The organism is Microcoleus sp. S13_C5, from assembly GCF_036700845.1.
Classification (GTDB): domain Bacteria; phylum Cyanobacteriota; class Cyanobacteriia; order Cyanobacteriales; family Microcoleaceae; genus Microcoleus.
Genome location: NZ_JAUBPR010000091.1, coordinates 18,501 through 27,378, shown reverse-complemented (window position 1 = coordinate 27,378; position 8,878 = coordinate 18,501). Strand labels below are relative to the sequence as shown.

The following is an 8,878-nucleotide window of genomic DNA, read 5'->3' as shown; positions in this document are numbered from 1 at the left end:
CTGAATCTGTCTTGAGTACTCGTTCTGGTCGGATTCCTCCTTCTCTTGTGCCACGCTAACCCCGTGAACTTCTACCATTTCAGCTTCATCTAAGCGCGAAAAATTACGCAGAGAAAGCACGATCTGGCTGATACGTTCAGCTCCCATATTCATAGATTTTAGGATTTTAGGCAAGTCTTGACTGATAAACTCCAAATCAATCTCTTGTAGTTTAGCTTGCACTTCGGGTGTTGGGTTGGGATATTGCTGCTGGTATATTTCCACAAGTTCCAGCAAGTCTCGACTATATTCGCCTGTATGGATCAGGTTGCCAGAGATGAAGTTGACAGGATTATTAATTTCGTGGGCAACTCCAGCCACCAACTGCCCCAGGCTGGACATTTTTTCAGTTTGGATTAGTTTAAATTGAGCTTCCTGCAAATTCTTTAGTGCCGTTTCTAGTTCAGCGGTGCGATGTTTTAGTTGAATTGTGCGATCGTACACTTGCTGTTCTACTTTTGCAGTACGTTCTAGAGACATCAACAGGTAAATCGTCAAGCTGCCAGTCATCAATAGCCCGATCGCGCCAATTGCCAGCGAACCCTGATGCGTCCTCATACTGTTGTAGCCCTTCCCAGGCAAAACTAGCAGCCTCCACTGGCGGTCTGCTACGTTAAATAAGCGAGTGCAAGCACTAGGATTTTGACAGATTTTTCCCCGCAAATTAGCTAACTCTGGCTTTTCGTGTTTTGGGTTATCTATCAACTGCTTAGATTGTGAGTCGTAGCGCACCAGAAAGCGTTCTTTCTCTATAGCAGAGTTGTCATAGAGGTAAAAATTAATGTTGTCTAAATTTAACGATTCTAAAGAGGAATCGACCATACTCGTGATCTGAAACAGACCCGCAATAACTCCCATGAGGTTTTGGCGGCCGTTAACCGAGTTATCACCAGAAGTTGTGCGGCGACCTACTGGCAGAAATACTTGCAATCCTGGTTGATTGTTGCTGACTAATCTAATCCGCGCGGAAGCCGCTATTTTCCCGGTATTCACCGATTTCTCTAAAGCTGCTTTGCGATCGGGGCTGGAGGCAACATCAAAACCGATCACTTTGTTATCTTCTTCTAATGCTTCTCTGTAAATAATGGGAAAATATTCCGATCGCACTCTTACTTTGACCTGCTTTTTGTCAGGAGTTCGCTCGTAAATTTGAAAGGCTGGAAAATCTGTGGCTCGAATTCTCTGTTCGTAAGCTGCTTTTTGGGCAGCAGGTACACGCCCAATCCAGTTAACAGAATGTATAGCAGCATTTCGGGCAAGTGCAGGTTGAGCGAAGTGCTTAAAATCTTCTCTGGTAACTTCAGTAGAGGCCCTGTAGAATCCTTCAAGTGAGTACAGAACTTCTAAATTTTTATTGATGCTTTGCTGCAATGTCACATTCAGGTGATCGGCTTGCTGATGAAATTCCGCTTGCATTCGTTGGTTTTCCGAATGCCACACGACGGCTGCGGCTGCCAATGACAAACTCGTACCGGTGCAAAGAGTCAGCGCTGCTGGAATGTAGCGACGGTGCGACAGTAAACTTTCCGTCAGCGAATTAAACCAATTGCTCGCAAAATTCATATTCCCACACGTTGTGCCACCGGAGTGCAATTGTTTAAAGACTTGTGAAATTCCTTGATAGCACGATCGACAGCGCACAAACCAGATTGTCTCAAAACTTACGATCGCGGAAATAGAACTTACCTTGAGAAACCCAATTTCTACGAAAATATTGGTGTGCTAAGGAGAAGTTGGGAAAAAACCGGGTTTTTACGAAGAGTGCATCCACGACTGAGGAATTGAAACCAATTGTAACTAAGTGTAACGAACAAACCAATTGTAACTAAGTGTAACGAAGTCAGTTCCAATCTCGGCGTTCCCAAGTTCCTGCCCCGGAAGAACCTGGGAACGAGAAAAAACCTTGATCTGGTGGGGCGGGTAATCAATGCCCGCCCTACAAAGCCAACTTTAAAGGTGGAACCGCTTACAAAACAGTCCCTATTTCCTTCAAATAAACCCGTGTAAACGGTTCATCATCCCCCAGAGTATACTGTTCGATCAATCCCTGGCGACGAATAGAAATACTATTTCCTTCCCTCACCACAACAGTATCGTCATCAGTGCTTTCTCGGACCAACATCATCTCAGTTTCTCCCGGATTGTCCAGCACCACCATATTGCTGCCCCCATAAAACATTCCCTCAGCTTCCAAAATATCTTCTGGATATTCAGCAATTAACAAATCGAGCTTGGGATTCCGCAGCAAACTTTGCACGTTCAGATGGTAATTCTTATTCAAAACTTTTTCAGAACGGTTAACAAAAAGTCCACCACGACAAACAGCACCGATTGTCCAATCGGGATGCTGCAACAGAATATGATCGATGGTTTCTTGTAGGTCATGTACCGAAATTCTGTTGAAAGTAATAATCGGAATTCGGGCTGATTTTCCCGATTCAAAGAAAGTTTCGATAATATGGGAAGGCACATCAACCCCTTCGCCGACAGCGGGGTTGAGGTGCATAAAAATTCCCGGCGCGGCATTGATCTCGATAATCCCAAAATTGCCAGTTTTCCAAGATTTGGCGAGAGTTTCTGTTACCACATCAATGCCCAAACAAGTTAACCGAAAATGTAGGGCGATATCTTGAGCCAAAACAATGTTATCCGGGTGAATAGTCCGGGTAGCGTCGATGCTGACGCCGCCTGCGGAAAGATTAGCGACTTTGCGTAGATACACAGTGCGATTGCGCTCCAGGACACTATCCAATGACAGGCCTTGTTCTTCCAGATACATTTCCATCGCTTCGTCGGACTGAATTTTGCTCATCGCCGAAGTTGGCGTATCTAAACGTTCTGGTTTGCGGTTTTCACGGCGGATCAATTCGCGAATTGTTGAGTCGCCATCACCTGTTACGGAAGCGGGCCGGCGTTCAGTTGCAGAAACAAATTTGCCGTCAACGCATAGCAGCCTAAAATCCGATCCTTTGATGCTGTTTTCTACAATTACTCGCACCGGGTCTGTTTCGGGAATGGCCTTAACTGCTCTTTTAAACGCCGCCTGTAATTCCTCTGCCTCCCGAACATCTGCTGTCACGCCAATTCCTTTATGACCGACTACTGGTTTGATAGCAACTGGGTAGCCAATCTCTCTAGCAACTGCCAGAGCTCCGTTTTCTGTGGAGACGATATCGCCTTTGGGAACAGGAAATCCTAATGTAGCGAGAAAAGCTTTACAATCGTCTTTGCGCGTGGTAAAATCTGAGTCTAAGTGGCTGTCAGAATCAAAGGTAGTTGCTGAGCCGCGAACCAGTTTTTTACCGTATCCATATTGCATTAGTCCTTCATCCCACAAATAAAATGCGGGAATGCCTTTTTGGGAAGCCGATCGCATTAACGAATAAACTGTCGGGCCTCCGTAAACTGACTGCCGGAACATATTTTGCAGCGCGCCCATTTGTGCTTCCAAGGGAAAGTCTTGATTTTGATTGATGGCTTCAAACCAATCCCAAACTGCGTAAACTACGGCTCTGCCTGTGCGGGCGTGAAGTGCTTCTATGCTGATTCTGTTAAAATGAGAAAACGGCTTGATGTTCCAGTGTTGGAAGTGCAAACCCATGTCGAGTTTTGCTACTTCTGAGGCGGTACGACCGAACAGTTGGGCATGGTTCGAGAAAGTTTCGTGCAGCAGTTGCGGGTAGCGAGCGCCAATAATTTCCTGGTAATGTGCGATCGGCAAAGGTTCGCTCGCGCCCGTCACCGCGAAATCAAAAACTAAAGCCGCGGTGTCTAAATAAGGGTTGGGCCCGATATAGTGTTTGAAGTTGAAAACATCAAAAATATCGGTTTTTCGAGCATTGACGCGGGCTGTTTCGGTGCTTTTTTCTTGCAGCATTTTCTAACCTCCTTTGAGCTAATTTTTTACGGTAACTTTATAGTCGGTGCATGGGATACTACCTGCGGGCATAGATATTCCAGCAGTGAAACAAATACTCCGAGCAATTCTGTCTTCTGTATTCCCCGATAGGGGGAGTGGGAGAGTAGGGGAGATGGGGAGAGGGGGAGAGGGTGAGAGTGGGAAAATATTCCTTCTTCCTTCAACATCTGACTAAGTATTGATGACTAAGCATAGATGACTAAGCATTGATAACTAAGCACTTATGACTAATGACTACTTCCTTCCCCCCTCCGCAAAAAAAGCTATAACTTTTGAGAGGTGCACTGTGTACTTATAATTGTTTATGACAGTGAAAGAAAATTTAAGAGGCAGCAAATTATGAAAATCGCACAAACTGCTCTCAGGGAAAAAGTTCACCACTTAGCTGAGGAAGCATTTCACCGGAAGCTAATTTCTGGCTACGGTGATGGTCAAAACAGCAACGAATATCAGATTGTCTGGAACGGCAAACCCAGGCACCTCCCTTTAGAACGGGCGAGTACCATATTGAGCAATTTGATCGAGCGATCGCACTAACGGGCGATCGGGCTTATAGAGGGCTGACGCTCATCAATCTGATTTCTACGAGCAATCAGAGGAGGATTAGCGAAGAATCGGATCAGAAACCGGATTGATCACCGCGCGCGCGTCAGGCCTGTAATTTAAGCTCATTTTTTGACCCCTCCTATCTCCTGTTAGGGGGGGTAAGTTTTTTGTGTCGATCATCGAGGATGAGTTAAGTAGATAGTCCTAGACGCAGAAACCGGTTTTTTTTACCCGTCCCGGACGCAAAAGCTCTCTCAAAAACCGGGGGTTCTCAGTTAAGGTTTTCCGTTCACACGCAGAATTTTCGTTCCTATTTCCGGTTTCTTTAGCCTAGTGCCTCCAGGACTGTTTACAAAACCATCGTTACAGCCCGGAGCAAGAGTAAAAAACCACCAGAATGCTTGAGCTGTATGCGCCCTGGAGGGGTAGAAGTCTGAGAGGTTTTTGGTATCTATATATACCTTTTGGCGGTTTTCGGAAAAAAGAAGTTTGTGTTTTAGTGAAATCATTAATAAATTAACAGTGGAGATAATATGGCGAGCAACGAAATTCAGGGGAAGTTGCTAATTATTGGTGGCGCGGAAGACAAAGAGGGGGACTGCAAAATTCTGCGGGAATTCTTGCGCTGCGCCGGAGGCACTAAAGCCCGCATTGTTGTCATGACGGCTGCGACAAGCCTGCCGGGAGAAGTGGGAGATAATTATATCCGAGTGTTTGAGCGGCTTGGCGCTGAAGATGTGCGAGTTGTTGACACCCAGAGACCCGAAGAGGCCCGCGATCCAGAGTATTTAGAAGCGATCGAACAAGCCACTGGCATATTCTTTACCGGCGGAGATCAAGCGCGGATTATTAGCTGCTTGAAAGACACCAAACTCGACGCAGCTATGCACAAACGCTACTCTGAAGGAATTATCATTGGCGGCACCAGTGCCGGCGCGGCGATGATGCCAGACATGATGATTATTGAAGGAGACTCGGAGACAAATCCCCGCGTTGATGTGGTAGCAATGGGCCCCGGAATGGGTTTCCTTCCAGGAGTTGTCATCGACCAGCATTTCGCGCAGCGAGGTCGTCTGGGACGCTTAGTTTCGGCACTCTTGCTGCAACCTGCCGTGTTGGGATTTGGTATTGACGAAAATACAGCTATTTTAGTCCACGGTGACGAGTTGGAAGTCATTGGCGAAAGCGCTGTAACTGTCATCGACGAGTCGGAAAAACTCCACGACAATGTAGATGGACTGTTGAAGGATGAGGCTTTAGCGATTTGCGGCGCTAAGTTGCACATTCTCCCCCACGGATACCGGTTTAACTTAAAAACTCGCCAGCCGGTGCTCCATAACGTAGCAACTACAGCAGAGACAGAAAGGGCGATCGCCTAATTTACTGGCAACTGGCAAACATCTTAAAATTATGTAAGGTGAGCACTGCACACCTTACCCATCCTACCAAGTAAGATGGTTAAAAACCCAGTTTCTGTCTCCAAAAGTAATAAAAAGAAGAGGATTTTACCTCTTCTTTTATTGCTGTGGCTTCGGGTTTTTTAAGCACTTTTCTGTTCGCCAAAAATCGACTGCTGCCCTTCTGCGGTCGATATTAAATTCCACCCTTGAGTTCTCAGCTTCTGAAATGTTGCCCATCCCTTAGAACCACCCGGTTCCCGGTAGTCGGATACAGCGAACTGCGGAAAAGCTGTATAAGGCCGCCACGCCTGACGGGCATCGGTACGCAAGTGCAATATCTTTTCTCCATTGCCTCCGAGTCTGGGCAACCAACACATTTGTTTTAGCATTTTTAACACTCCAGAGTTTTACAGTAAAGGTAATTCGCCAACATCCCACATTAAACTTTTAGAGCCTTAGAGCCACTGCTCGGAATATCTAACGGGTAACAGGGACGAATGAGATTTTCACCAATTACCAATTACTGAGGTAGCAGCAGTCGTTAAAGCTGATTTTGGTTCTACAAAGTTTACGAGTCAAAAACTATAAAACAAGTGCTGCCAAGATATAAGCAAAAATAATCGTTGCTCTTCTCGGCTCAAACTTGGCTTAAAGTCGCAGGAAAACCCAGTTGAATAAAGGATTCATTTTTCTGGTTTGCCTTGCCTTATAATTACACGCTCATCCTCGCTCTTTCCGCATAAAATGACATCTTTCTACGGTATTACCCCTGTTGGCTAAAAAATGTTTCTTTAGTTACAAATGTTAAATGTTGACCACGATTTATTTAGTTATCAAAAGTTAAATTACTTTTCATACAATACTTCAGACAGTTTTTGAGAGCCAACCGTAGAATAAGCGTTTCAAGGCTTCAAGGCAAGTTTGCTACCGACGGAAAATCAATGGTTTCAGACTACTAACTCAAAACAGTCCCGACTATTTTTCATAAACAGCACTTAATAATTTTTAGTTACTTTAACTACATTTTTGATTAAAATCAGGTTTCCGGGTGCCTAGGAGCGCACCTTACTCAATCGCTAGGGTTCGCACTACTAAATCCTTCGGGTGCGCCCCCAAGCACCTTACAACATAAGATTTACAGGTTTAACTCTTAAGAACGATGGCGACTGATTTGCAAAATGGTAACAATCAATACTAATCACACTTATATGTTCTGAACACAAGGTATTCATGGCCGCTGCAATTGAATTCAAACTCTTTGCTCCCAACAACAAAGCAGCTACACTGCGAGGCTCCTTTTCCCAATGGGCAGAAATTCCCTTAGAAAAAGATGACAAAGGTTATTTCCGCACTAACATTAAGTTAGAAGACGGTATTTATCAATACAAATTCCGAGTTCAGTCGCAAAGTCCATGTTTTGAACCGGACGAATGGGTAGAAGTCAATGACCCCTACGCGACGGAAATTGACCGCACTACTGATACAAGTACAGTTCGCATCAAAGCAGGCGCGAGAATTATTGATACCTATGTTTGGCAGCACGACAACAAAGAACTCCCCAATAATGAAGAATTAGTCGTTTACGAACTGCACGTTGCTGATTTTTCCGCGCCCGATGGTTCCGACACTCACAGTAAATTCCAGCAGGTGAGGGAGAAATTAGATTATCTGTGCGATTTGGGGATAAATGCGATCGAACTAATGCCAGTTAATGAATATCCGGGCGATTATAGCTGGGGCTACAAAGTCCGTGATTTCTTTGCTGTAGAGTCCAGCTACGGTGAAACCGCAGATTTGAAGCAATTGATTGACGAGTGCCACGGACGGGGCATTCGGGTAATTCTGGACGGGATTTACAACCACTGCGATGAAGAATGTCCCTTATTGCTAATCGATCGCAATTATTGGTACTACCGCGACAAACACTATCCCGAAGATCCGGCTAACTACTGGGGTCCGGAGTTTAACTACGAAAATTTCGACCCAAAACTCGGCATTCGTCCCGCTTGGAAATTCATCGGCGATGTCGTTAATTTCTGGATTCAAGAATATCATATCGACGGCATTCGCTACGATGCTGTGCGGCAGTTGGACAATCGAGATTTCCTACACTGGATAACTCGTGAAGCGAAAAAAACCGCCGGCGACAAGCCATTTTACAACATAGCAGAACACATTCCCGAACTTCCCGAACTCGTCGCTGCGGACGGGCCGATGGACGGGTGCTGGCACGAAAGTTTTCGTATTTTTGCCATAGAAAATCTGGGGGCGAATACTTTCGATATCGAAAAGCTTAAGCAAGTTCTAGAACCCAAACAACAAGGCTATCAAAACACAACTAATGTGATCAATTATTTAGCCAGTCACGATCGCGACCACTTGCTGGCGGAAGCCAGCTTTCGGGATATCGATCAAGAAGCGGCTTTTAAACGCGCTAAATTGGGAGCAGTTTTGTTAGTCACAGCAGTAGGAATACCGATGCTGTGGATGGGCGAAGAGTTTGGACAATCCACTCGGCAAACTCCCAACCAGCCGAATAAACTGCAATGGTCTTTGCTGAAAAATCAGCCAAATCATGAGTTGTTGGAATACTACAAACAGGTGATTCGGCTGCGGGAAAAAGTTCCGGCACTTTATACCGAAAATATTGAATTCATCCACGAAAATCCCGAAGCCAAAGTGCTGGCTTACTATCGCTGGAGTGATCAGGGAACGCGAGCAGTAGTTGTCGCTAATTTTTCGGATACTTATCTATCGGGTTACTGCATTCCTAAGTTTCCGGCTACAGGAACTTGGCACGAGTGGATGCACAACAAAATCGTAGAAGTTGGGGAAGAAGGGTTTAAGTTTGATTTGCCGGAATGGTCAGCGCAAGTATTTGTTTGAGAGCGGGAGAATTATGTCTCCAGGCAGATGATCGGCGAAGTTGTACAACAGTAAATTGTATTTAGGATCGGCGCACCAAGCTCAACAA

6 protein-coding genes are annotated in these 8,878 nt (G+C 45.3%); 3 read left to right on the top strand and 3 right to left on the bottom strand.

Annotation, left to right across the window (positions count from 1 at the left end; translation table 11 throughout):
• Positions 1-1,602: CHASE domain-containing protein (locus QUA04_RS21055; protein WP_333260211.1), on the bottom strand; the 1,602-nt coding region annotated here is incomplete at its 3' end.
• 403 nt (positions 1,603-2,005) lie between these two features.
• Positions 2,006-3,916: an ATP-binding protein gene (locus QUA04_RS21050; RefSeq protein ID WP_333260206.1), complete on the bottom strand. Its 1,911-nt coding sequence runs from the start codon at positions 3,914-3,916 to the stop codon at positions 2,006-2,008.
• Between the two features lie 381 nt (positions 3,917-4,297).
• Between QUA04_RS21050 and QUA04_RS21045 the strand changes: the two genes are divergently transcribed.
• Together QUA04_RS21045 and QUA04_RS21040 are read left to right on the top strand one after the other, a co-directional pair.
• Positions 4,298-4,495: a hypothetical protein gene (locus QUA04_RS21045; protein ID WP_015175364.1), complete on the top strand. Its 198-nt coding sequence runs from the start codon at positions 4,298-4,300 to the stop codon at positions 4,493-4,495.
• A gap of 542 nt (positions 4,496-5,037) precedes the next feature.
• Positions 5,038-5,883, top strand: coding sequence for a cyanophycinase (locus QUA04_RS21040; protein ID WP_333260204.1), 846 nt, complete (start codon positions 5,038-5,040; stop codon positions 5,881-5,883).
• 161 nt (positions 5,884-6,044) lie between these two features.
• Here QUA04_RS21040 and QUA04_RS21035 read toward each other — a convergent pair whose 3' ends face one another.
• Entirely contained in the window at positions 6,045-6,293 is a 249-nt protein-coding gene (locus QUA04_RS21035) for a hypothetical protein (protein ID WP_333260202.1), read from the bottom strand.
• A gap of 841 nt (positions 6,294-7,134) precedes the next feature.
• Here QUA04_RS21035 and QUA04_RS21030 point away from each other — a divergent pair.
• On the top strand, positions 7,135-8,790 hold the full coding sequence (locus QUA04_RS21030; protein ID WP_333260200.1) for an alpha-amylase family glycosyl hydrolase: 1,656 nt from the start codon (positions 7,135-7,137) through the stop codon (positions 8,788-8,790).
• Positions 8,791-8,878: the final 88 nt, after the last annotated feature.